The sequence below is a fragment of the Shinella sp. OV683 genome (genome assembly GCF_057787725.1).
Map to the genome: position 1 here is coordinate 1,913,778 of NZ_CM173543.1, position 24,375 is coordinate 1,938,152.

Sequence of the window (24,375 nt, forward strand, 5' to 3'; positions counted from 1 at the left end):
CCGTTTTCTGGCTTGGAATTCTCGGCTGTGGCACTACATTACCCTCTAGAGACTAGAGGGTTTGGATATGGCTGAGTTTCCGATCGGAGAATTGTCGAAGCGCACCGGCGTCAAGGTGCCGACAATACGCTATTACGAGGATATCGGCTTGCTCACCGCGCCGCCTCGTACTGAGAGTGGCCAGCGCCGCTATGACCGCAAGGCACGCGATCAGCTCGCCTTCATCGCCCATGCACGCGAGATGGGCTTTCCGCTCGATGCAATCCGTAGCCTGATCGAACTGTCCCATCATCCCGAACGGCCATGCAACGATGCCGACGCCATCGCGGCCGAGCGGCTTGCCGAGGTGAAGAGCAAGATTGCCCGGCTGCGACGGCTGGAGGTTGAGCTGGAGCGGATGGTCGAGGGGCATTGCGGCGGCTCGGCCGCAGATTGCCGGATCATCGAGGTGCTCAGCGACCACAGCCACTGCAGCAGCGACCACTGACGTTAAAGGCCGAGCCAGATCCTGACGGGATTGGCTGGGTCGGCGAGCAGTTTGATCGCGAGTGCGATACAGGTAATAACCAGCAATGGGCGGATGATTTTTGCGCCATTCTTCATGGCTAGCCGGGATCCGGCCTGGGCGCCGAGAAACTGCCCGATGCCCATGGCCAGCCCGACCTTCCACAGGACAACGCCCGAAAACGCAAAGACCGAAAACGCGCCGATATTGGAGGCGAAGTTCAGCATCTTTGTATGGGCGGTTGCTTTGAGCAGCCCGAAACCCGCGAGCGTCACGAAGGCCAGCATGAAAAACGAGCCGGTGCCGGGACCAAATACGCCGTCGTAGAAACCGATCAGCGGTACAATGGTCAGGCCGAACAAAAACGGAGCCATTCTCTGATGTTGGTCGATATCGCTCATGGATGGCTTGAAGCCGAAATAGAGTGCGATCGCGATCAGCAGCAGCGGCATCATCGCCTGCAGCACATAGCCTGGGATAAAGGTAGTCGCGACCGCGCCGACCGCCGATCCCAAGGCTGACATCACAGCCATCGGCAACTGGCTTCGAAGCGAGACATGACCCCCGCGCGCATAGGCAAGCGTTGCCGACCCGGAGCCGAACAGCGATTGCAGTTTATTGGTGCCGAGCGTGACGATCGGCGAAAACCCTGCAATCAGCATCGCCGGCACGGTGATCATGCCGCCGCCGCCGGCGATGGAATCGATGAACCCCGCGACGAAAGCCGCGAGAAAAAGCAGGGCTATGAGATGAAGGGTGATTTCAGGCAAAGCAGTCTCGATGTGGTCGCCATTCGTCTTCGCATAGGCTTTAGGCCCATTCAAGCCTGCAAATGCCCATTTCCAACTGCATGGCTTGAACCTTGACCGCGCCACCCTCGAATGCGAAGTGTCGGCAAAGACGACGAATGGACACCGGAATACATGACACGGAAAATCATACTTCATTGCGGGGCGCCGAAAACCGGCTCCACCAGTTTCCAGCATATGCTGTATGCGAACCGCGAACTGCTGCTGAAGGCGGGCTTCTACAGCCCCGCCGTATCGCGCAAGAAGCGCGTTAAGGACGATATCCGCATTCTGCTGTCCGACGTTCTGAGGCCTGAGAACGACAATCAGATTTTCCTTCACCGCATTCGCAACGTGCTGGACAGGCTTTACGCCGAGACCGATGCGCATACGCTGATCATCTCCAACGAGGGGATGCTCGGAAAGCCCTTCGTCCCTCGCTACACCGGCTTCTATCCAAGGGCCGTTCAGACGGCCGAGCGGCTGGCGCTGGCGCTCGAGGATCATGACATCGAAGTTCGCTTCGTGGTTCGCGATTACGCCGCCTTCCTGGCATCGTGGTATGTCCAGTCGGTGCGCATGGGGTCGAAACATACGCTTGCTAACTTTCTCGGCACCTATGATTTTTCGACTGTCACATGGCAAACCCCGGTCGACGCTTTGCGCAAGCATTTCGACCCGGCGAAGGTCGGTGTTTTCGATCATGCAGATCTGGTCAGGAATTCCTATGGCTTCCTGACAACTGCCTTTCCGGAAATTATGGCGGCGCTGGGAGACGCTGGACGAGAATTGCCGAGCAAGAACCCATCCATCGGGGCGGGCATGGTGGATGTTTACCGGCGATGGAATCGCATCGCGGATGCGATTTCCTGGAGTTCGAAATCCCGCCGTACTATCCATCACATGGGTCGGCGCTATGGCCTGTTGCCGCTTGAGAGGTTTTCCAACAGCGAAAAAGTAAGCCTGCCGGCCGAAATGGCAGCCACTCTTTCGGCGCGATACCTAACCGACCTGCCGCTGCTCGACGTCCGACAGGTGCCTGAGGCCGAAGCATCGCGATGACGGATCTACAGGCGCCGGCGACCTTGTATCTTGGTGTCGGAGTTGCCGAGACCGCAGAGGCGCAAGATCTGATCGCGCTTGCTAAGCGGGCGCTGAAGTCGGCCAATATCGCTGAAGGCAGGCTTGTTTGCATCGCCACGATCGATACCCGCTGTAATCATCCGGCAGTCGTCGCACTTGCCGCGCACCATGGTCTTTCCGTTGGTTCCTTCCCAGCGAATGTCCTTGAAGCGGAGACACCGCGCCTGTTAAATCCGTCCGACGAGGTATTCGCTCGGACCGGATGTCATGGTGTCGCCGAGGCTGCGGCGTTGGCCTCGGCCGGGCCGGCGGGCAGGCTTGTCGTCGGCAAGATGAAGTCGTGCCAAGCGACTGTTGCCGTGGCGGTTGCCGACGAAATATTTTGACCGGCTGGTAAAAAGGGGTGGATATTTTCCTCCGCCTTTGTCAAAGCTCGCCCCCACGAGAGAAAAGATGAGGTTGATGTGATGCATAAGGTGATATTCGATACCGATCCGGGCGTAGACGATGCGATGGCGCTGCTTTTCCTGGCGCGCCATCCCGACATTGATCTCCTCGGCATCACCACCACCTTCGGCAATGCCTCGATCGAAACGACGACGCGCAATGCGTTGTTCCTGAAGCGCGAATGGAACATCGCCGCGCCGGTCGCCAAGGGCTACGGCCAGAAATATCTCGCAACCGGCGAGATCTATCACTACCCGACCTATGTCCATGGCCATGACGGACTGGGCAACATCGATGTGCCTGAAATGATCGACATTGCGCTCGATCCCCGTCCGGCGCATCAGTTCATCATCGATACGGTCAAGGCCAATCCCGGCGAGGTGACGATCATCGCTGTCGGTCGCATGACCAATCTCGCTAATGCGCTGAAGGAAGCCCCCGAAATCACCGGCCTGGTCAAGGAAGTGGTGATGATGGGCGGCGCCTTCGACGTTCCTGGCAATGTCACGCCGGCTGCCGAAGCCAACATCCATGGCGATGCGCTTGCCGCAGACGTGGTGTTCATCGCCCCCTGGAAGGTCGTGGCGATCAGCCTCGATGTTACGCTGAAGACCACGATGTCGCGGCCCAGGCTTGCGGAACTTGTCAAGAAGGGCGGTGCCGAAGTCGCGCTCCTCGACCGGATTTCGCAGTTTTACATCGATTTCTACGATGGCGAAGTCGCCGACAGCATGGTCGTGCACGACACTTGCGCCTGTGTCTATGTCGTGGCCCCCGAACTCTTCACCCTGCGCTCCGGCTCTGTGCGGGTACAGGTGGAAGGCGTCGGCGAAGGCAGGACGATGCAGAAGCCGGACGGCATGCGCTTCGGTCCCAGCGTCTGGGACGATCAGCCGACCCAGTTCGTCTCCGTCGATGTCAACGCTGCAGGCATCATGACACTGGTCGAAGAGACGCTTGTTCGGGTTTGAGTGCATACAGAAAACGCTAGCCTCAAGGCTCATTTTTCGGCATCATGCTTCACCAAAGCAAGAGGTCGTGATGAATGTAAGGCTAGAGAAAAGCTGGCAGGACTACGTCGAAAAGCAGGTTAAGGCAGGCCGCTTCGACAGTGCAAGCGATGTGGTTCAAGATGCGCTTCAGCGGCAAATGGAATACTTTGCCAAGCGCGAAATCCTGCGTTCCGATCTTCTTGCTGGACTGGCTTCGATACAGGCTGGTCGGGTAAGTCACGCGACCGCCGAGGATATCAAGCGCTTGGCCGCCGGGCGGAAGAAGTCGGCGTGACATATGTTCTGTCTCAGGAGGCTCAGATCGACCTCTTGAACATCTATGGTTATTCAATCGAGGAATGGAGCAAGGCCCAGGCCGACGACTATATCGACGGGCTTTACGACGCGTTTGGCAGAGCAGCAGCTATGCCGAAGATGGGTAGGACGCGAACCGATCTCGATCTTAGTATCCGCAGCATTCTCGATGACGCCGCAAGTGGAAATGCCACCGTCCCCTGTTGGCCCATTGCGGTCGGGCGTCACGACACGAAAGTGGTTGGTATGGGATTCCCCTGACGTCCCGCCTTGGCCCAACGGATCAATGCCTGTCCGAGTGCGTTGGCGTCTTCTGGACCAAGATAGAACCCAGCAAGCTCTCCGCCTATAAGGGCTTTAGTGGTCGCGATTCGGATACCGCTATTCGGCATAAAGGAAGCCTGCAGCCACAGCGTATCCTTCCCATCGACACTCACCAAGCGCTCTAGCGCCTCGTACACGGGCACCAAATCTTCCAGCGGCACCCATGCCGCGAGGGTATCAAGATGCCGCGGATCATCTCGGCTCATGTAAAACGCCGCTTGCCCGGCGTAGGGCCCGGTGTCGACGTGATGCGAATAATCCCACTCGGCCTCATAGCCGATCAGCGGCACCATGTGATCGCTGATCGTCTCCAGTACCTTCGGAAAATACATTGCTCTCATCGTAAATCCCCGGTCTGATCTCACCCGCTTGCCAAATATGCACCCGCTCTGACCTACATCAATCGCAACCGCATCGTCGGGAATCGAGGGGCTCTTTCGATGGCGGAGATCTAGGCGTATGATATTTCAAGTCTAACAGAAAGGAGCTCCCATGAGTGCAAAAATAATACTTACCGATGCTGAAATGCGCCACTCCCACGACGTACGCCTTGCCTATGAGCGGGCCACTAAGCCGGGTTACACATTCGAAGTAAGAGTCGCTCGCGAGACTGACGACCAAGGCCGCCCCCGCGTCAGTGTCATTACACAGCGAATATCCTGAAAGCCAGTTGCTTCAGCGGAAGCTATCGTCCGACCGTTCCCGCCAATCTGATAGTCAAGGAAACCCTCCTTGACTATGGGCTACACATGACTGCTTCTGGCGCTTTTGAGACCTTGGTCTAAATCTCATAATGGCGGGAAGTTGCCGTTCGTGGCCTGTTCCGAAAGCGATGGGTCTTGGCAGTTGATGCCAGATTAATAGGTCCTGACCCTAGCGTTCCAATACCAGCTTCGTCCGTGGATCATCCGATGCCGCTGTCAGGCAATGTCGGCGCCAATGCGCGGTCTAGCGTTCAGACTTGATGGTCGACAGGTGCCCTCGATACCGAGGGACATCTGAACAGCACTTGATTGCATTTCCGCTTTCGGCGGCATAGGAAGCAGGGATGGACGATATCTTCGCAGATCTGCCGGCATTCGAGCCTGGCAGCGTATGGCTGACGGGTGCGGGTCCGGGGGATCCCGGGCTGCTGACCCTGCTTGCGCTGAAGGGGCTGAGGGAAGCTGATGTCATCGTCTATGATGCGCTCGTAGACGAGACCTGCCTCAAGCGCGCGCATCCCGGCGCGGTGCTCGAATATGCCGGCAAGCGCGGCGGCAAGCCGTCCTCCAAGCAGCGCGATATCTCGTTGCGGCTGGTGGAACTTGCACGTTCCGGCAAGCGCGTGTTGCGGCTGAAAGGCGGCGATCCGCTGGTGTTCGGACGTGGGGGCGAAGAGGCCCTGACGCTGGTCGATCACAACATTCCGTTTCGGATCGTGCCGGGCATTACAGCCGGCATCGGGGGCCTGGCCTATGCCGGTATTCCCGTGACCCATCGGGAAATCAATCACACGGTAACCTTCCTGACCGGGCATGATTCTTCGGGTCTGATCCCGGACGCCATCGATTGGCAGGCGGTCGGTCGCGGATCGCCCGTCATCGTCATGTATATGGCGATGAAACATATGGGCCAGATCGCCAAGCAATTGATCGCCGCCGGCCGTCCACCATCCGAGCCGCTTGCCTTTGTCTGCAATGCCGCCACGGCGGGGCAATCTGTCGTCGAGTCGACGCTTGAGCATGCCGAACGTGACGCCGCCGGCCTTGAGCCACCCGCCATCGTCGTCATCGGCGAGGTTGTGCGCCTCCGTGCAGGGCTGGATTGGCTGGGAGCATTGTCGGGTAAGGTGCTGGTCGCGGATCCCCTGCAATCTCGCGGCCTGAAAGATCCGGCATGAGCGGTCTTCTGATCGCGGCACCGACATCGGGCTCCGGCAAGACGACCGTGACGCTCGGGCTTTTGCGGGCGTTGCGCAATCGGGGGATTGCGGTCAAGCCCGGCAAGGCTGGTCCGGACTATATCGATCCTGCCTTCCACCGCATTGCCTGTGGCCACGAATGCGTCAATTTCGACCCTTGGGCTATGCGCTCCGAACTCCTGCACCAGCAAGCTCAAACACAGGGTCCGTTGATCATCGAGGCGATGATGGGCCTTTATGATGGCGCGGCTGATCATACTGGATCGCCCGCAAGCTTGGCGCGTTTGCTTGATCTGTCGGTGATCATGGTTGTCGATTGCGCGCGCATGTCGCATTCGGTTGGTGCGCTGGTGTCAGGCTATATAGGCTTCGATCCCTCTGTGCGGATTGTGGGCCTGATCCTCAACCGCGTTGGCAGTGCACGCCATGAGGCGATGCTGCGGGCCGGGCTTGCCTCGGTACCGGTGCCGATCGTTGGCGTGATCATGCAGGACAAGCAACTCGCGCTGCCGGAGCGGCATCTCGGCCTCGTGCAGGCCGGCGAGATTGTCGGCATCGATGCCTTTATGGACCATGCGGCCGAAAGGGTGGCTGCGTGTTGTGATATCGAATTGCTGGCCGACCTCGCCGGGCGGCATTCCGACAAGGGTGGCGATACGCCGAGCCTCATCCCGCCATTGGGGCAGCGGATGGCGATTGCCAGCGACGAGGCCTTCGCATTCCTCTATCCGCATCTCGTCTCCGGCTGGCGAGTTCAGGGCGCGGAACTGTCCTTCTTTTCACCATTGGCCGACCAGGCGCCGGAGGACGGGGCTGACGCCGTGTTCCTGCCGGGCGGCTATCCGGAACTGCATGCCGGGCGTCTCAGTGCCGCTGAGCATTTCAGACGCGGGATGCTGGCACAGGCGGATGCTGGAGCGGTGATCTATGGCGAGTGCGGGGGCTACATGACTTTGGGCGAGGGGCTCGTCGATGCGCAAGGCGCCTGCCACGAAATGCTCGGCCTGCTGCCGCTGGTGACATCGTTCGAGACGCACAAGCGGCATCTCGGTTACCGCAAGGTCACGGGCTTGAGCGGTGCATTTGCCGGGCTGCAACTGACCGCCCACGAATTTCACTATTCAACCATCGTCCAGGAGGGGCAGGCCGAGCGGCTGTTTGATGCTGTCGATGCGGCCGGCGAGATGGTTGGTCCATCGGGGTTGTGCCGTGGCAATGTCTCCGGCTCCTACATGCATGTCATCGACCTCGCTGGAGCCGCGTGATGGCCGGCATAGTCCATGGGGGTGGGTTGACGGCGGCAATCGAGGTCTATGGCGGAGAGCCAGCGGAATGGCTCGATCTGTCGACGGGTATCAATCCGAACACGCCGGCGCTGCCGGAGATTCCGGTCGATATATGGAATCGTCTGCCGGACCGGGCGCTCGTCGAGGCGGCGAGGATGGCGGCAAGGGATTGGTATGCAGTCGAGAAGACTCGAACCTCAAACCCTGTCCCGCTTCCTGTGCCCGGTACGCAGGCCTTCATCCAGGTACTGCCGAAACTGGTGCCGCAGAATCGACCTGTCGCAATTCTGTCTCCGACCTACGGAGAATACGCCCATTGCTTCCAGAAGGCAGGATTTGAAGTCGATCCAATCAGATCATTGGACGCACTCAAAGACGAGCATGGCACGCTTGTCATCGTCAATCCAAACAATCCCGATGGACGGACACTCCAGCGACAGGAACTCCTCGATGTCCATGCCCGCATGTGCGCGCAAGGTGGCCATTTGCATGTGGATGAAGCATTCGGCGATGCTCGGTCCGAGCTCAGTCTTGCTGGCGCGGCATCGACGTCGGAGGGACTGAGCGTCAGCCGCTCCTTTGGAAAATTCTTCGGCATGGCGGGCATTCGTCTCGGTTTTGTCCTTGCAATAGCTGAGACGCTCGACACGATCGATTCGGCGCTGGGGCCATGGGCAGTTTCTGGTCCGGCACTTTTTCTTGCCAAGGAAATGATGCAGCGCGACCGTGCGCCCGTACTCGAGGCGATGAGGCAGCGCAGGCGCGGCTTGCAGAACGCGCTAGATGGCGCTGGGCTTGCGATCGCTGGCGGCACGGAACTGTTTGCGCTCGTCGCACTGGACAGTGCTCCGAAACTCTTTGAACATCTCGCACGCTCCCATATACTGGTGCGCAAGTTCGATTATGAACCGCGCTGGTTGCGGATCGGACTGGCGCCGGATGAGCAGGGGGACAAGAGGCTGGCGGACACGCTCGCCTCGTTTCGGGATTGAATGCTGACGCTTCTCATCTTGACATTTTCATTGCTGATTGACCGGGTTCTTGGTGATCCGCCGCGGCTGTGGTCGAAGATTCCGCACCCTGTGGTGCTGTTCGGAAAGGCGATCTCCTTCTTCGACCATCAGTTCAATGGCCGCGGGCTTGCGAGCCGTGATCGTCGGGCCTATGGCATCATGTCGATCCTGGCATTGCTGATCGCCAGCGTGCTTGCCGGCTGGCTGGCGCATCGATTGCTGCGCGCCACTGGCAATTTTGGCATTCTGATCGAGATATTGATTGTCGCCGTGCTGCTGGCGCAGAAAAGTTTGTCGGATCATGTCGCGGCCGTTGCAAACGGGTTGCGCCAGGATGGGCTGGCGGGCGGCCGGCGGGCCATCGCCATGGTCGTTGGGCGGGATCCCGAAACGCTCGACCAGCCGGCGATCTGCCGGGCGGCGATCGAAACCCTCGCCGAGAATTTTTCCGACGGTGTGGTGGCGCCGGCACTCTACTATGCCGTCTTCGGATTGCCGGGAATATTCGCCTACAAGATGCTCAATACTGCGGATTCAATGATCGGCCACAAGACCGCGCGCCATCTGCAATTCGGCTGGGCCTCGGCGCGGCTCGACGATCTCGCCAACTGGCCCGCCGCGCGGTTGTCTGCGCTGTTGATCGCAGCGGGTACCTGCATCGAGCGCGGAACGAGTGCCGCCAGCCGGTCGCTGAAAACCGCATTCACCGACCACGGCCTGCACCGCTCGCCCAATTCCGGTTGGCCGGAATCGGCCATGGCCGGCGCGCTTGATGTGGCTCTTGCCGGTCCGCGGGTCTATGCCGGCGAGCGCGTGCAGGAACCGATGCAGAACGCCGCCGGTCGATCGGATCTTGGACCAGCGGATATCGACGCGGCGATTTCGGTGTTCGGTTCGGCCTGCACCGTCTTCAATTTGCTGGTTCCAGCGCTGCTGATTGTACTGGCGATCATAGTCTAAAATCGAAAATAACTTGCCCAGCGTGATCTGCAATTGTCGTGTGCGCAATCAAGTCTTGTTCAATCTCGATTTACCACCGATCTTAAGTAAATATAGTCGATCGTGAGGTAGTTGTATTCTTCTCAAGGGGTAACGGCGCGTCACGCGCGGGCAATGGGGAAGAATGACATGCGCAGGATGCTGGTAGCCGCGGCGGCTCTCATGACTTTCAGTTTCACCGCTTCCATCGCCGAAGCCGGAACGATTGTTGCACGGATCGACATATCCAAGCAGACGATGACCGTCACCGAAAACGGCTTCGTCCGCTACCAGTGGAAGATATCCACGGCGCGCCGCGGCTATGTCACGCCTGTCGGCAGCTATCGCGCGTATCTCGCCTCCCGCCACCATCGTTCGCGCAAATACGACAATGCGCCGATGCCCTATGCGATCTTCTTCAACGGCGGCTATGCCGTGCATGCGACCTTTGATCTCAAGCATCTCGGTCGGCCGGCGTCGCATGGCTGCGTACGTCTGCATCCGGACAATGCCGCAGTCTTCTTCAGCCTCGCCGAGCGTAATGGTCTGGGCAATACGAAAGTCATTATCAGTCGCTGAATGGCGTTTCTGCACAAATAGTCGGCAGAAAATCTTGCGGATTTTTGATCCGATTTGCTCGCGTTTACGTATCAAAAGTAGATGAATAAGCAAAACGCCGTGGATTATCCGAATCTGTGGCGTTTTTCACTCCAAGCATTGGCGACTTGGGTGCAAATAAACATCCACCTATATATTGGCGATCTAATTGAGATTGCGAGAATGAAATATTTTCCTAAATTTCGTCGGAAGTGATTGTGTGTCACATTTACAAGTTGCCCAGTCAACCAAGCTTTAAGACTTGCGCGTAAGACGAAGACATCTTCCTGAAATATAGATGTATCGAACATATAGGTGGCGGTGTCACTCTATCTATTTAAGAACGGATGGCAAGAACTTTACAACCGCGATGCGCTTCAGTATCATCGAGTTACAATGCCCCGTTCCGCTTCGCCAGATTGGCGCAGCAGGGCAGACTGAGAGCAGGCTTGCCGTGTATCAATTGATTGAACGCTTGAAGATGAAGTTTCAGCAATTGAACCAAGCAGTGACGGGAGGCGACGACCGGCTTGTGCACCTCCTCGACCGTGACATTGCCCAGTCGCTCCATACTTTGCTCGACGCGCACGCCACCTCTCCGAGGGAGCTTTACCAGCAGCTGCGTTTCGTCGGCGAACTGGTGCTCAGCGATGCCGGCGATCCGCAAAGTGTGCGGCGTAGCATGAATGCCCTGCTGCAGCTGCTTGACCGCAGCTTCCAGCGGCCCGGCTCGGAGGCAAGGCGGCGAATTGCGCCGCCGTTGCGCAGGGGCGACGATCTCCAGCTGGCCGACGATGCCCACCTTTACCAATCCATGCTTGATGCGATGAGCGATCAGGTCGCGCTGGTCGGGCGCGATGCGCGGATTATCTTCGCCAACCTTGCCTTTGCCAGCGCCCACCATCGGCGCCCGCTCGAATGTGTCGGCAGGCATTTCCACGAATTCGAATTCGGCAATGGTTTGCCGCTGGATTTTGATAGCCGCATCGAAGCGTGCTTCGGCGAAGAAAAGGCGCGCTTCGACAATCCGCCGACGCAGCGCGTATCGCACCGGGGGTTCGAACCGGTTGAACTGAAGCCGCTGTTTCTCGACAAGGGACCGGCAGTTGGCGTGATGGTGCTCTTTCGCCAGTTTGCGCTGTCTCCCCTGCAAATATCCTGCTGATGTTTCTTCGCGACGCATTTCGCCAGGCGGTCTTGTGCGCTGCGGTGGGCGTGCTTTAAGACAGAGGAAACGTGTCGTTTCTGTCGTCTCGGAGAATGTCTGTGGATCTGGATCAGTTGCTGGCGGCGGTCTATGCCGACATCGAGCCCTATATCGGTGACGGCAAGGTCGCCAACTACATTCCGGCCCTCGCCAAGATTGATCCGAAGAAGTTCGGCATGGCCATCGTCACGGTCGATGGGCGGGTGCATTCGATCGGCGATGCCGACGAGGCGTTTTCGATCCAGAGTATTTCCAAGGCGTTCACCCTGACCTTGGCGCTTGGCCGCGTGGGCGAGGGACTTTGGAAGCGGGTCGGGCGGGAGCCATCGGGCACGCCGTTCAATTCGATCGTCCAGCTCGAAAGCGAGCACGGAATCCCGCGCAATCCGTTCATCAATGCGGGTGCGATTGTGGTTGCCGATACGCTGCTGTCGGGGCACGAGCCGAGGGAAACGCTCGGCGAGATCCTCAGCTTCGTCCGGCATCTCGCCGAAGACGAGACGATCGTGATCGATGCCGAGGTCGCGCGGTCGGAACAGCATACAGGCTTTCGCAATGCCGCGCTCGCAAACTACATGCATGCGTTCGGCAATATCCACAATCCCGTCGAAAAGACGCTTGGTGTCTATTATCACCAATGCGCACTGTCGATGACATGCGTCCAGTTGGCCAAGGCTGGTGTATTCCTCGCCAACAGTGGCCGGCTGGCGGGCAGCAACCACCATGCCGTGTCGGCCGAACGCGCGCGGCGCATCAATGCCGTGATGCTGACTTGCGGCCACTACGATGCGTCTGGCGATTTTGCATTTCGTGTGGGCCTGCCGGGAAAGAGCGGTGTCGGCGGCGGCATTCTGGCAATTGTGCCGGGGAAGGCGGCGATCTCCGTCTGGTCGCCGGGATTGAACCACAATGGCAATTCTGCAACCGGAACAAGGGCACTCGAAAGCCTGGCCAAGCAGGCCGGTTGGTCTATTTTTGGTCCGCGCTAGTTTTGCGTTCAAACGAACAGTATGCTCTAAGCTGATGAAAATCATGAATTATTTGTGACAGGCGTCGAAAATCTCAAGCGAAATCAACGACTAAAATAATATTTCATGAAATAGTGAACTATCCACATCCGTGACGACCCTTGAAGCGGCAATCTCGAACTCCTAACTGTTACTCGGCAGAGCGAATTAAAGTTTCGACTGTCAATAGATAGTGAACAATAGGAGTCTACCATGCGCAACATTGCTGTTGTGGCTGCTGCCATTGCTGCCGCCGTATTTGTCTCTCCGGCCGCCTTTGCCGGCGAAAAGATTCTCGGTTATCCCTCTTCATCGGAGTATAACCGTCCCGAGCTCTTCACGGTGATCCGTCCCGGCGACCAGAGCAAGGGCACATCCGCCTTTATCAAGGCGCATGCCAACAAGTCCGAAGCACAGGCGCAGATCAAGGGCGATCGCGCGCTTGCCGCCGAACTCCGCGCCCGTGGCGTGGAAATCAACAATGTCATCGGTATCAGCAAACCGTTCAGTGGACGATTGATCGTTTATATCAAGTGATGGTCTGCGGCGCGCGTGCCTGAAGCCTCCAAGGCGAGGCACGCTCACCGCAATGCAGACCTGCCGGATTTTCCTGCATATAGCCTTGCGTCCGGCTGTGGGCGATGCCTATAGTCCGGCCAAATTATCCTATAGAATCCTCAAGGGAGACCGGCATGGAAAAGGCGGAAATCGGACTGATCGGACTGGCGGTGATGGGCTCGAACCTCGCGCTCAATATCGCTGAAAAAGGCAACAGGATCGCCGTTTTCAATCGCTCGCCGGACAAGACGGATACGTTCTTCGCCGAGGCCGGTGCGCTGAAAGACCAGATCGTCCCGACCAAGACGCTCGAGGAGTTCGTCGCCGCCATTCGTCCGCCGCGCCCGGTCATCATCATGGTCAAGGCTGGTGATCCGGTCGACGAGCTGATCGCCACGCTGCGCAACTACCTGTCGGAAGGCGATATCATCATCGATGCCGGCAACGCCAATTTCCGCGATACGATCCGCCGCTTCGAGGGCCTCAAGGATTCCGGCCTGACCTTTATCGGCATGGGCGTGTCGGGTGGAGAAGAGGGCGCCCGCCATGGACCTTCGATCATGGTCGGCGGCACCGAAGCCTCCTACAAGCGCGTCGAAAAGGTGCTGACCTCGATCTCCGCCAAGTTCAAGGGCGAGGATTGCTGCGCTTGGCTGGGTGAAAACGGCGCCGGTCATTTCGTCAAGACCATCCACAACGGCATCGAATATGCCGACATGCAGATGATCGCCGAAATCTACGGCATCCTGCGCGATGGACTGGGACTTTCAGCCAAGGAATGCAGCGATATCTTCGGCAAGTGGAACAAGGGGCGCCTTGAATCCTACCTGATCGAAATTTCCGAACTGGTATTGAGCAAGAGTGATCCGATTACCGGAAAGCCGATGGTCGACATGATCGTCGACAAGGCGGGCCAGAAGGGCACCGGCAAATGGTCGGCAATCGAAGCGCAGAACATGGGCGTGCCGGCGACCGGTATCGAAGCCGCCGTGGCCGCCCGCAGCCTGTCGTCGTTCAAGGCCCAGCGTGAAAACGCCGAGAAGATCCTCGGCCTGCCCGGTGGTGGCAAGATCAGCGGCGCCGACAAGGAGCAGCTGATCGCCGACCTCGAACTGGCACTGCTCGCCGGCAAGATTGGCGCCTATGCGCAGGGTTTTGCTGTCATGGCAGAGGCATCGAAGGAATTCGGCTGGAAACTGCCGATGCCGACCATTGCCCAGATCTGGCGCGCTGGCTGCATCATCCGCTCGCAGTTCCTTGATGATATCACCTCGGCCTTCCGCGCCATGCCGGATGCCGACAATCTAGTGATCACGCCTGCTTTCGCTGCTTTGGTGAAGGAGACCGACGGCGCGCTGCGGCGCGTGGTCTCCACGGCTGCGCTCGGCGGATTCGCGGTGCCGGCACTGGCTTCGGCGCTCAGCTATTTCGACTCCTACCGCCGCGGCCGCGGCACGGCCAACCTTATCCAGGCACAGCGCGATTTCTTCGGGGCGCATGGCTTCGACCGGGTCGACGGCGTCGATAAGCACCACGGCCCGTGGGGTAGCGGTTTGGCCGATTTCTGATTTCGTCGACCTGAGCGTTTCGGCACCAAAGTTGACGGGAGCGGGCATATCAGCCCGCTCTTTGCCTTTGTAGATTCCTGTCATCGAGAATGATGAAAGGAAAAGACGATGAAATTCTTTGCTATGACTGCAGCAGCGCTGATGATGGCAAGTGCTGCCCAGGCGGATGAGTTCAAGGCTACCAGCGCTGACTTCAAAGACGGAAAAGTGCAGGAGGCGCAGTTCTCAAATGTCTTCGGCTGCACGGGGGGCAATATCTCGCCTGATATCTCTTGGTCCGGTGCACCGGAGGGTACCAAGAGCTTCGTGGTGACGATGTATGACAAGGACGCGCCGACCGGCTCGGGCTTCTGGCATTGGGTGGTCGTCGACATTCCCGGCGATGCGACATCGCTGCCGGCGGGGGCAGGCGCTGCTGTCGCAAAGCTGCCCAAAGGCGCTGATATGATCAACAACGACGCCAGTGTCGCGGCGTTCCTCGGTGCATGCCCGCCTCCCGGCGAGACGCACGAATACAAGATCACAGTGAAGGCGCTGAAAGTTGCAAAGCTCGAAATTCCGGCCAATGCGACGCCGGCGCTGGTAGGCTTCGTGTCCAACATGAACAAGCTCGCGGAAGCCTCCGTCGTGGCAACGGGCGGCCGTTGATGGGATGATGGACTGATGATTCCGGGCAGATCGGCTATTGGTGGAACGATGGATATGCAGATACGACATATGATTGCCGAGAAGCCCGGGATCGGCGCCACGGGTCACATCACCCAGGCGACGAGGTTGAATTTCACCTCGCTGACCACGACGGCACCGATCATCATCATCGTCCGGCGAGGCCGCAAGGTCATCCGGTCACCTGGCTATTCGTATGAACTAGAAGCAGGCGAAGCGATCGCCATTGCCCAGGGACAAGTCTTCGATTTCGAAAACATTCCCGCTGGCGACGGCGATTATGAAGCCCGGTGGCTGGCGCTGGACCCCGCCGTGGTCGAGGCTTTTGGCGATCCCGAGAAGTCGGAGCCGGTGATGCCGGCCAGATTGCTGGGACATATGAGCGACGGGCTTTCCCATGCTTTCGAGCAGGCTGTGTCAGCGCTGTGCGGTGATGGAGAACTGCCCGATGCCGTGATCCGCCATAGGGTGACGGAATTGCTGGCGTGGCTGGGGGCCAGCGGCTTTCGCTTCAGCATCGCCCAGCCCGACAGTTTTGCCGCTCGCATCCGGCGGCTCGTCGGCCGGCGGCCGGATCATGCCTGGTCGAGCGCGGAGATCTCCTCGACGCTCGGCGTCAGCGATGCCACACTCAGGCGGCGTCTGCAGGAAGAGGGCATCAGCTTGCGCGAAGTGTTGACCGATATTCGCATGACGCATGCGATGGGCCTGCTGCAATCGTCGCAGATGCCGGTTTCGGCGATCGCCGCAAGTTCGGGCTTTGAATCACAGAGCCGCTTTGCCATCCGGTTCCGAGATCGGTTCGGATTTCCGCCGAGCGCAATCCGAGGGCATCACCGGTCTAAAGCGCGTCGCGATCCCGCGGATTCGCTTGTCGCGCTTTAGCTCTTTGTTTTAGCGCATGTTTTAGGCGCAAAACCGCTGCACACTTTTGCGCAACATGCTTTAGTTCGGATAAACCAGCCGCCCATCCGGCAGGCTGATGCTTTGCAGCCGCTCGGGCGGCACGCCCTCGATGCGGGCGAGCACTGCCTTGGCGAGCTCGCGGCCCGCGAGCCTGATGTCCTCGCTCACCGTCATGATCTCCGGTTTCATGAAGCGCAGCAAATTGGCGGGTTGCTTGGACACCATGTCGATGTCGCGGCCAAGCACCTTGCCGCTCATTTCAATGGCTGACGCGATTGCCACGGCGCCCGCGCTTGAGCCGGCGATAAACCCGTCCGGCGGATCGGAATGCAGCATCAACCGCATCGCCGCCTGATGAACCACATTGAGTGAATCGTGCAGGCTGGCGTCCGGGAGCGGTACTTCCTCGCCACCGAAATCGCGTAGGCCACGCTGAAAGCCGGCATGCATGTGGTGATAGAAGGTGTATTTCGGCAGCGGTTCAAGGATCGCCAGCCGCTTGCGACCCCGGCCGACCAGTTTCCGCACGGCCTCATAGGCATAGGCCTCGTTGTCGAAGTCATGATAGGGGTGAACCAGGCCCATATTGGTTCGCCCATGGGTGGCGAAGGGCAGGTTGCGCTCCAGCAGCAGCCGGATGCGCGGGTCATCCGGCTGGGTCGATGACAGGATCACGCCGTCTGCCGAACCGGTATCAAGGATATAGCGGACCGGATCCATCGGATCCTTGGTACGTGAATAGGGTGTGACGATCAGGTGGTAATTGGTGTTCGCGAGAATCTCGGAGATGCCATAGACGATGTGCGAGGTCAGGCCCATCAGTTCTTCATCGATATTGAGGATCAGGCTGATGACGTTGGTCTTGCCGGTGCGCAGGCGGACACCCGCACGGTTCGGGTGGTAGCCAATCTGGGTGGCGACGAGCCGGACGCGTTCCTTGGTCTCCTGGCTGATGTCAGGCGCATCTTTCAGCGCGCGCGACACGGTCGTGACACCCAGGCCGGTCATGAAGGCAATGGTTTTCAGAGTCGGTCTTTCCCCCGTCGCCGACCCGTTACCCGCCTGTAAAATGCCCTTCATCGATTCTTTCCTGAACGCAGCATGACCTCTAGGACAATTTTCTCCGAGACGCCATGTCCTCCTCCGCATTGGTAAAAATCTGTAACGTTACAGGTGAAATGTCGAGCATTTTTTTCGACACCTGCAGAAAATCAATTCTGTGGTGCAACAATTAGCCCTGTGGAAAAATTTTGCGCCTGCGAAGAGTTTCAAAAGTTTAAGATAGCGTTCACATCTGGTATTATTCAATGAATTCAGGTGTTAAATTGGCTGTTTTGCATATGCACATCCGCCGGAGTTTAAACCGATTTAAAGGAAAAATAATCCGCATCGGCAACCCGCGGATGTATTTCTTCGAGCATCGAATAATTTTTCACTCAGCCCTGTTGCGGCTTTCCGCCAATTCGCATAAGTTTTTCCGGCAACGTTTCAGTGAGGGAGGAAAACTCATGAAATCTCGTCTATTCGCAGCAGCGCTCGCGGCTTCCGTAGCGCTTTCCGCAGGTGCGGCTTACGCGACCGATCTTGAAGTCACCCATTGGTGGACGTCCGGCGGCGAAGCCGCTGCCGTCGCCGAATTCGCCAAGGCATTCGACGCCACCGGCAATCACTGGGTCGATGGTGCCATCGCCGGCGGCGGCGATACTGCCCGCCCGATCATGATCAGCCGTATCACCGGTGGTGATCCGATGGCCGCAACGCAGTTCAATCATGGCCGTCAGGCTGAAGAACTGGTTGCCGCTGGCCTGATGCGCGATCTGACCGACGTCGCGGCAAAGGAACACTGGAAGGATGTGATCCGCCCCGCCAGCCTGCTCGATGAATGCACCGTCGACGGGAAGGTCTACTGCGTGCCGATCAACATCCACTCCTGGCAGTGGCTGTGGCTGTCCAACAAGGCTTTCGAGGACGCTGGCGTAGCGGTTCCGAAGAACTGGGACGAGTTCGTTGCCGCGGCGCCTGCGCTTGAAAAGGCAGGAAAGATTCCGCTCGCCGTTGGTCGTCAGTCCTGGCAGACCTCAGGCGCCTTCAACGTGCTGATGGTCGCTATCGGCGGACCGGACATCTACAAGAAGGTCTATGGCGACAAGGATGCCACTGTTGCGGCCGGCCCGGAAGTTGCCAAGGTGTTCAAGGCGGCTGACGACGCACGCAAGATGGCGGCCAAGTCGAACGTTCAGGATTGGAACCAGGCGACGAATCTGGTGATCACGGGCGCTGCCGGCGGCCAGATCATGGGTGACTGGGCACAGGGTGAATTCCAGGTGGCAAAGCAGGTCGCCGGCAAGGATTATACTTGCCTGCCGGGCTTGGGTGTCAACGCGGTGATTTCGACCGACGGCGATTCCTTCTACTTCCCCAAGCTTGCCGACGCTGACAAGAGCAAGGCACAGGAAGTGCTGGCCTCGGTCATGCTATCGCCGGAAACTCAGGTCGCGTTTAACCTCAAGAAGGGATCGCTGCCAGTGCGTGGCGACGTTGACACCAATGCTGCCAACGATTGCATGAAGAAGGGTCTCGATATCCTTGCCAAGGGCAATACCGTTCCTTCTACGAACCAGATGATGACCGAAGATTCCAACACGCAGATCAACGATCTGTTCTCGGAGTTCTTCGCAACACCGGCGATGACACCTGAAGCTGCCCAGAAGCGCTTCGCTGACATCATCGCTTCGGCTCAGTAACTTACCGCTAGAATCGTCCCGGCGCCGGTTTTCCCGGTCGCCGGGATCTTTTGGTGCGGGACGGTCATCGTTCCGTTCTGTAACCGGAAACGCCCTCCGGAGGCAAAAATCATGGCCGAACTATCGACCGGACGCCCAAACCGGCTCCTGCGCAACGTCAGCGCAAAGATCGCAGCGATCCCGCTTATCCTGACTGCCCTTGTGGTCTTTGTCGGCGGCACATTCTGGACGATCTTCTATTCCTTCACCGATTCCAAGCTGCTGCCGAGGCTGCGTTTTGTTGGTCTCGATCAATATTACCGGTTGTGGAAGACGCCTCGCTGGCTGATCGCCGTTGAGAACCTGTTCATCTATGGCATCTGCATGCTGGTGTTCTCGCTGGTCATCGGCTTCGTGCTGGCGACGCTGCTTGACCAGAAGATCCGCTTCGAGAACACGTTCCGGTCGATCCTGCTCTATCCATTCGCCCTGTCGTTCATCGTCACAGGTCTTGTCTGGCAGTGGATTCTCAATCCGGATCTCGGCATCCAGCACGTCGTGCGGTCGCTGGGTTGGACGAGTTTTAATTTCGATCCGCTCTACAATTCCGATATCGTCATCTACGGCATCATGGTTGCCGCACTCTGGCAGGGGACCGGCCTGGTCATGTGCCTGATGCTCGCAGGCCTGCGCGGCATCGACGAGGATATCTGGAAGGCAGCCCGTGTCGATGGCATCCCGACCTGGCGCACCTATGTTTCCATCATTCTGCCGATGATGCGGCCGGTCCTGGTGACGACGCTGGTGATCATCGCTGCCGGCATCGTCAAGGTCTACGATCTCGTCGTCGCCCAGACATCGGGTGGGCCGGGCATCTCGTCGGAAGTGCCGGCGAAGTATGTCTACGAATACATGTTCCATGCGCAGAATCTCGGCCAGGGCTTTGCAGCCTCGACCATGATGCTCATGTTCGTGGCAATCATCATCGTGCCATGGGCTTACTTCGAATTCGGAAGGCGGAAATAGACATGGCCAAAACAACTCTTTCCGGGCCTAGCGGCGCCAAGCCGCGCCCGATATTCTCCGCCGGCAACATCTTCGTCTATGGTACGCTGATCCTGGTTTCGATCTATTACCTTCTGCCGCTCTATGTCATGGTCGTGACCTCGTTCAAGACCATGCCGGAAATCCGGCTCGGCAACATCTTCGCGCCGCCGGTCGAATTCACCTTCGAGCCTTGGGTGAAGGCCTGGTCGACCGCTTGCACGGGGCTTGATTGCACCGGCCTCAGCAAGGGCTTCTGGAATTCGGTACGCATTACCATTCCGTCGGTGATCCTGTCGATCGCGATTGCTTCGGTGAATGGCTACATGCTGGCCAACTGGCGCTTTCGCGGTGCGGACATCTTCTTCACCATCCTGCTGATCGGCGCCTTCATTCCCTATCAGGTGATGCTCTATCCGATCGTCATCATCCTGCGCGAACTCGGGCTTTATGGCTCGCTCGCCGGCCTGATCCTCGTGCATACGATCTTCGGCATGCCGATCAACACGCTGCTGTTCCGCAACTATTTCTCCGGCCTGCCGCCTGAATTGTTCAAGGCTGCGCGTGTCGATGGGGCTGGGTTCTGGGGCATCTATTTCCGGATCATGCTGCCGATGTCGATCCCGATCTTCGTCGTCTCGATGATCATCCAGATCACCGGCATCTGGAACGACTTCCTGTTCGGTGTGGTCTACACCCGTCCGGACACCTATCCGATGACGGTGCAGCTCAACAACATCGTCAACTCGGTGCAGGGCGTCAAGGAATACAACGTCAACATGGCCGCCACGCTGCTCACGGGCGCGGTGCCGCTTATCATCTACTTCTTGTCCGGACGACTTTTCGTTCGCGGCATCGCCGCCGGCGCAGTGAAAGGTTGATCCCGATGAATACCAGTGTCTCCATCAAGAACCTCTCGCTGGATTTCGGAGCGGTCAAAGTGCTCGAGGACCTGAATCTCGAGATCAACGACGGCGAGTTTCTCGTGCTGCTCGGCTCTTCGGGTTGCGGCAAGTCCACCTTGCTCAACTGCATCGCGGGCCTTCTCGACGTGTCTGCAGGGCAGATTTTCATCAAGGGCAAGAACGTCACCTGGGAAGAACCCAAGGACCGCGGCATCGGCATGGTGTTCCAGTCCTATGCGCTCTATCCGCAGATGACGGTCCGCAAGAACCTGTCTTTCGGCCTGAAGATCGCGGGTCTGCCGCAATCTGAGATCGACAGCCGCGTGGCCCGGGCCGCAGAAATCCTGCAGATCCAGGCGCTGCTCGACCGCAAGCCGTCGGCACTGTCCGGCGGGCAGCGGCAGCGTGTCGCGATTGGCCGCGCACTCGTCCGCGACGTCGATGTGTTCCTGTTCGACGAGCCGCTGTCGAACCTTGACGCCAAGCTGCGTTCCGAGCTGCGCGTCGAGATCAAGCGTCTGCACCAGCAACTCAACAACACCATGATCTACGTCACCCACGACCAGATCGAGGCGCTGACGCTTGCCGACCGCATCGCGATCATGAAGGCCGGCATCATCCAGCAGCTCGATGATCCGATGACCATCTACAACAAGCCGAAAAGCCTGTTCGTCGCTGGTTTCATTGGCTCACCGGCGATGAACTTCCTGCGGGGCGTGGTCGAAGTCGGTGAAGGCGGGCCGGTGATCCATACCAATGATGTCCGCATTCCGCTGGCCGGTTATGAAACCAAAGCGATGCCGGAAGCTGGCCGCAAGGTCGTCCTCGGTGTCCGCCCGGAGCATATTCACGTCGATGATCCCGCCGCTACGATGACTTTTGACGCCGTCGTCGATATTGAGGAGCCCATGGGCGCCGATAATCTGCTATGGCTTAAATTCGCCGGCAATACGATTTCGGTCCGCATCGCTGGCGCCCGGCGCTATGCGCCCGGCTCGCACATCAAGCTGTCATTCGCCATGGGGCTAGCCTCCCTGTTCGATGCAGAATCCGAACTGAGGATCTGACGGAAGCATTGGCATGAGCAATTCAGCAAACAATCTCGACCTCAGCGGGGTCTGGACGCTTGGCTCCCATGATCAGAAAGCGGGCCTGACGATCTCGCTGCCCGGTGACGTGCATTCGGCGCTGCAGGCTCAAGCCGTGATCCCCGACCCGTATTTCGGCAAGAACGAAGCCGATGTGCAGTGGGTGGCGCATCAGGATTGGGTGCTGTCGCGCGAGTTCCATCTCGATGAGGTGGATGGTCACTGGTATCTCGATCTCGATTTCGTCGACACGGTCGCGACGATCCGCATCAATGGCACCGTGGTGCTCGAAGCCGACAACTGCTTCCGCCGCTATCGACCTGATGTGTCGAAGGCACTGAAGGTCGGCGACAACCGGATCGAGGTCACGCTGCATTCGCCGGTGGCCGAAGGCAAGAAGGTTTATGATCGCCAGCCCTTCGAAGTGCCGTGGATTTCCTGGAACTCGCCGATCCCCTACGGCAATATGCTGCGCAAGCCGCAATGCGATTTCGGTTGGGACTGGAACATCGCACTGGCGCCATCGGGCCTCTACGGGACGATCGCGCTCCGCAAGCTTGACCCGGCCCGCATCGAACATGTGACGACGCGGCAGGTGCACCACGCCCATGGTGCCGTCGAACTGCATGTCATCGTGACGCTATTTGCCGCCGAGCAGGCGATCGTGCCGGTTCATTTCGATCTTGATGGGGAGAATGTGCGGCTGGAATGCGCCGTGTATCCCGGCGAGACCACGCTTCGGCACGTCTTCGTCATCGACCGGCCCAAACTCTGGTGGCCAGCCGGCAGCGGCGAGCAGGCGCTCTACACGCTTTCGGTGGAAACCTCCGGCCACAGTATCACCCGCCAGGTCGGGCTGCGCACAATCGAGCTGATCACCGACAAGGACGAGGCCGGCAGCCGCTTTGCCTTCCGCATCAACGGCCAGGAAGTGTTCTGCCGCGGCGCCAACTGGATTCCGGCCGATGCGCTGTTCTCGCGCACGTCGGAGGCCAAGACCGGGGCGCTGCTGCAATCGGCGGTCGACGCCAATATGAACATGATCCGCATCTGGGGCGGCGGCTTCTATGAGCACGACTGGTTCTACGACATCTGCGACCGGCTCGGCCTGCTGATCTGGCAGGATTTCATGTTCTCCTGCAACCTTTACCCGTCGACGCCTGAATTTCTTGAAAATGTCACCCAGGAAGTCGACTATCAGGTCAAGCGCCTGTCGCATCACGCCTCTATTGCCCTCTGGTGCGGCGACAACGAGCTTGTCGGCGCGCTGACCTGGTTCGATGTGTCGAAGAAGGATCGCGACCGCTACCTAGTCTCCTATGACCGGTTGAACCGCACGATCGAAATGGCGATGAAGAAGGCCAATCCCGACACGATCTGGTGGCCGTCGAGCCCGTCGGTCGGGCCGCTGGATTTCGGCGATGCCTGGCACGCCGATGGTTCCGGCGACATGCATTTCTGGTCGGTGTGGCATGAGAACAAGAGTTTCGACCACTACCGCACGGTCAATCCGCGCTTCTGCTCGGAGTTCGGGTTCCAGTCCTACACGTCGAACCTGCTGATCTCGCAGTTCGCCGACAAGAAGGACATCAACATCGCCTCGCCGGTGATGGAGGTCCACCAGAAGAATGCCGGCGGCAACGAGCGCATCGCGGGCACGATGTTTCGCTATTTCCGTTTCCCCAAGGATTTTTCCAACTTCGTCTATCTCAGCCAGATCCAGCAGGGCCTGGCGATCAAGACGGCGGTGGAATACTGGCGCTCGCTGAAGCCGCATTGCATGGGTACGATCATCTGGCAGCTCAACGACACCTGGCCGGTGGCCTCCTGGGCCAGCCTCGATTACGGCGGCAACTGGAAGAGCATGCACTATCAGGCGCGCCGCTTCTTCGCTCCGGTCGCGCTGTTCGCCATCCCCTCGAAGGACGGCAAGACTGTCGAGATGGCAATGGTCAACGACCTCCTCGACAATACAGAGGTTTCCGCCGAGCTCTATACGGTTGGGCTGGACGGCACGCGCGCGCCGCTCAAATCAGCCAGGGCAACCTGCCGGCCAGACAAGTCCATGGTGCTGGCGACAGTCGATGTCTCGGAGATCGGTACAGACAGGCTGTTGTTCTGGGATTTCCACACATCGGCGGGAACGGAGGGCAGGGGCCACCATCTGGTGTCTACCTACAAAACGCTGGATCTTGAGCCTGCCGGGCTCGGCCATGTCGTTTCGGAACAAGCCGATGGAACCTGGTCGATCGCGTTGTCATCGAAAGGCTTGGCCCTATTCGTATCCATCGAGGCCGATTGTGCCGGACGCTTCTCCGACAACGCCTTTGACATGCTGGCCGGCGAGAGCCGTACCATCATCTTTACGCCCGAGGCAGGCGCCGCAAAGCCCGGCTTTGTCGTCCGCGATCTCCATTCCTGCCAGGCGACGGAGTGATTGCTCCAGCTACCAGCCCTCTCCCCGCAGATCCG

25 protein-coding genes are annotated in these 24,375 nt (G+C 58.8%); 22 read left to right on the plus strand and 3 right to left on the minus strand.

Annotated elements, in window-relative coordinates; genetic code table 11:
• Positions 1 to 67: 67 nt before the first annotated feature.
• Positions 68 to 487: a MerR family transcriptional regulator gene (locus ACXHRN_RS09105; protein WP_488640998.1), complete on the plus strand. Its 420-nt coding sequence runs from the start codon at positions 68 to 70 to the stop codon at positions 485 to 487.
• Between the two features lie 2 nt (positions 488 to 489).
• Here ACXHRN_RS09105 and ACXHRN_RS09110 read toward each other — a convergent pair whose 3' ends face one another.
• The gene (locus ACXHRN_RS09110; RefSeq protein ID WP_488641869.1) at positions 490 to 1,275 is read right to left on the minus strand and encodes a TSUP family transporter; all 786 of its coding nucleotides are present in this window, start codon (positions 1,273 to 1,275) and stop codon (positions 490 to 492) included.
• A gap of 153 nt (positions 1,276 to 1,428) precedes the next feature.
• Between ACXHRN_RS09110 and ACXHRN_RS09115 the strand changes: the two genes are divergently transcribed.
• From ACXHRN_RS09115 to ACXHRN_RS09135, 5 genes are all read left to right on the plus strand, one after another.
• Complete coding sequence (locus ACXHRN_RS09115) at positions 1,429 to 2,355, plus strand: hypothetical protein (RefSeq protein ID WP_488640999.1); 927 nt, start codon at positions 1,429 to 1,431, stop codon at positions 2,353 to 2,355.
• On the plus strand, positions 2,352 to 2,762 hold the full coding sequence (locus ACXHRN_RS09120) for a cobalamin biosynthesis protein (RefSeq protein WP_488641000.1): 411 nt from the start codon (positions 2,352 to 2,354) through the stop codon (positions 2,760 to 2,762). The genes ACXHRN_RS09115 and ACXHRN_RS09120 overlap by 4 nt, the downstream gene beginning before the upstream one ends.
• An 81-nt stretch (positions 2,763 to 2,843) precedes the next feature.
• Positions 2,844 to 3,794, plus strand: coding sequence for a nucleoside hydrolase (locus tag ACXHRN_RS09125; RefSeq protein WP_488641001.1), 951 nt, complete (start codon positions 2,844 to 2,846; stop codon positions 3,792 to 3,794).
• Between the two features lie 70 nt (positions 3,795 to 3,864).
• Positions 3,865 to 4,110, plus strand: coding sequence for a type II toxin-antitoxin system ParD family antitoxin (locus tag ACXHRN_RS09130; RefSeq protein WP_488641002.1), 246 nt, complete (start codon positions 3,865 to 3,867; stop codon positions 4,108 to 4,110).
• Entirely contained in the window at positions 4,107 to 4,391 is a 285-nt protein-coding gene (locus ACXHRN_RS09135) for a type II toxin-antitoxin system RelE/ParE family toxin (RefSeq protein ID WP_488641003.1), read from the plus strand. Before ACXHRN_RS09130 ends, ACXHRN_RS09135 begins: the two co-directional genes overlap by 4 nt.
• Here ACXHRN_RS09135 and ACXHRN_RS09140 read toward each other — a convergent pair.
• The gene (locus ACXHRN_RS09140) at positions 4,355 to 4,786 is read right to left on the minus strand and encodes a hypothetical protein (protein WP_488641004.1); all 432 of its coding nucleotides are present in this window, start codon (positions 4,784 to 4,786) and stop codon (positions 4,355 to 4,357) included. The two genes, ACXHRN_RS09135 and ACXHRN_RS09140, sit on opposite strands and share 37 nt — an antisense overlap.
• A gap of 716 nt (positions 4,787 to 5,502) precedes the next feature.
• Here ACXHRN_RS09140 and cobA point away from each other — a divergent pair.
• The 11 genes from cobA to ACXHRN_RS09195 all read left to right on the plus strand — a co-directional run bounded on the left by cobA (position 5,503) and on the right by ACXHRN_RS09195 (position 16,122).
• Positions 5,503 to 6,336: a uroporphyrinogen-III C-methyltransferase gene (cobA, locus tag ACXHRN_RS09145; protein ID WP_488641005.1), complete on the plus strand. Its 834-nt coding sequence runs from the start codon at positions 5,503 to 5,505 to the stop codon at positions 6,334 to 6,336.
• Complete coding sequence (locus ACXHRN_RS09150; protein ID WP_488641006.1) at positions 6,333 to 7,622, plus strand: cobyrinic acid a,c-diamide synthase CobB; 1,290 nt, start codon at positions 6,333 to 6,335, stop codon at positions 7,620 to 7,622. Before cobA ends, ACXHRN_RS09150 begins: the two co-directional genes overlap by 4 nt.
• The gene (gene cobD / locus ACXHRN_RS09155) at positions 7,622 to 8,635 is read left to right on the plus strand and encodes a threonine-phosphate decarboxylase CobD (protein ID WP_488641007.1); all 1,014 of its coding nucleotides are present in this window, start codon (positions 7,622 to 7,624) and stop codon (positions 8,633 to 8,635) included. Before ACXHRN_RS09150 ends, cobD begins: the two co-directional genes overlap by 1 nt.
• Positions 8,636 to 9,616, plus strand: a complete 981-nt coding sequence (gene cbiB / locus ACXHRN_RS09160) for an adenosylcobinamide-phosphate synthase CbiB (RefSeq protein WP_488641008.1) — start codon at positions 8,636 to 8,638, stop codon at positions 9,614 to 9,616.
• A 168-nt stretch (positions 9,617 to 9,784) separates the two neighbouring features.
• Positions 9,785 to 10,213, plus strand: coding sequence for a L,D-transpeptidase (locus tag ACXHRN_RS09165; protein ID WP_488641009.1), 429 nt, complete (start codon positions 9,785 to 9,787; stop codon positions 10,211 to 10,213).
• Between the two features lie 472 nt (positions 10,214 to 10,685).
• Positions 10,686 to 11,396, plus strand: a complete 711-nt coding sequence (locus ACXHRN_RS09170) for a PAS domain-containing protein (RefSeq protein ID WP_488641010.1) — start codon at positions 10,686 to 10,688, stop codon at positions 11,394 to 11,396.
• 95 nt (positions 11,397 to 11,491) lie between these two features.
• Entirely contained in the window at positions 11,492 to 12,427 is a 936-nt protein-coding gene (locus ACXHRN_RS09175) for a glutaminase (RefSeq protein WP_488641011.1), read from the plus strand.
• Between the two features lie 231 nt (positions 12,428 to 12,658).
• Positions 12,659 to 12,982 (plus strand): hypothetical protein, encoded by a 324-nt coding sequence (locus ACXHRN_RS09180; RefSeq protein ID WP_488641012.1) that lies wholly within the window; start codon positions 12,659 to 12,661, stop codon positions 12,980 to 12,982.
• Between the two features lie 155 nt (positions 12,983 to 13,137).
• Positions 13,138 to 14,571 carry an NADP-dependent phosphogluconate dehydrogenase gene (gndA, locus tag ACXHRN_RS09185; RefSeq protein ID WP_488641013.1) on the plus strand — a complete coding sequence of 478 codons (1,434 nt, stop codon included), beginning with the start codon at positions 13,138 to 13,140 and terminating at the stop codon, positions 14,569 to 14,571.
• 108 nt (positions 14,572 to 14,679) lie between these two features.
• The gene (locus tag ACXHRN_RS09190; RefSeq protein WP_488641014.1) at positions 14,680 to 15,219 is read left to right on the plus strand and encodes a YbhB/YbcL family Raf kinase inhibitor-like protein; all 540 of its coding nucleotides are present in this window, start codon (positions 14,680 to 14,682) and stop codon (positions 15,217 to 15,219) included.
• 54 nt (positions 15,220 to 15,273) lie between these two features.
• Positions 15,274 to 16,122, plus strand: a complete 849-nt coding sequence (locus tag ACXHRN_RS09195; RefSeq protein WP_488641015.1) for a helix-turn-helix transcriptional regulator — start codon at positions 15,274 to 15,276, stop codon at positions 16,120 to 16,122.
• Positions 16,123 to 16,182: 60 nt separating this feature from the next.
• On the opposite strand, the gene ACXHRN_RS09200 is transcribed toward ACXHRN_RS09195, so the two are convergent.
• Positions 16,183 to 17,223, minus strand: a complete 1,041-nt coding sequence (locus tag ACXHRN_RS09200; RefSeq protein WP_488641016.1) for a LacI family transcriptional regulator — start codon at positions 17,221 to 17,223, stop codon at positions 16,183 to 16,185.
• 428 nt (positions 17,224 to 17,651) lie between these two features.
• Here ACXHRN_RS09200 and ACXHRN_RS09205 point away from each other — a divergent pair, with 428 nt between their 5' ends.
• From ACXHRN_RS09205 to ACXHRN_RS09225, 5 genes are all read left to right on the plus strand, one after another.
• A complete protein-coding gene (locus ACXHRN_RS09205) occupies positions 17,652 to 18,887 on the plus strand; it encodes an ABC transporter substrate-binding protein (protein ID WP_488641017.1) in 1,236 nt (411 codons plus the stop codon).
• 111 nt (positions 18,888 to 18,998) lie between these two features.
• On the plus strand, positions 18,999 to 19,892 hold the full coding sequence (locus ACXHRN_RS09210) for a carbohydrate ABC transporter permease (RefSeq protein WP_488641018.1): 894 nt from the start codon (positions 18,999 to 19,001) through the stop codon (positions 19,890 to 19,892).
• 2 nt (positions 19,893 to 19,894) lie between these two features.
• Entirely contained in the window at positions 19,895 to 20,791 is an 897-nt protein-coding gene (locus ACXHRN_RS09215; protein ID WP_488641019.1) for a carbohydrate ABC transporter permease, read from the plus strand.
• Between the two features lie 5 nt (positions 20,792 to 20,796).
• A complete protein-coding gene (locus tag ACXHRN_RS09220; RefSeq protein WP_488641020.1) occupies positions 20,797 to 21,882 on the plus strand; it encodes an ABC transporter ATP-binding protein in 1,086 nt (361 codons plus the stop codon).
• Positions 21,883 to 21,895: 13 nt separating this feature from the next.
• Positions 21,896 to 24,340: a beta-mannosidase gene (locus tag ACXHRN_RS09225; protein ID WP_488641021.1), complete on the plus strand. Its 2,445-nt coding sequence runs from the start codon at positions 21,896 to 21,898 to the stop codon at positions 24,338 to 24,340.
• Positions 24,341 to 24,375 lie beyond the last annotated feature (35 nt).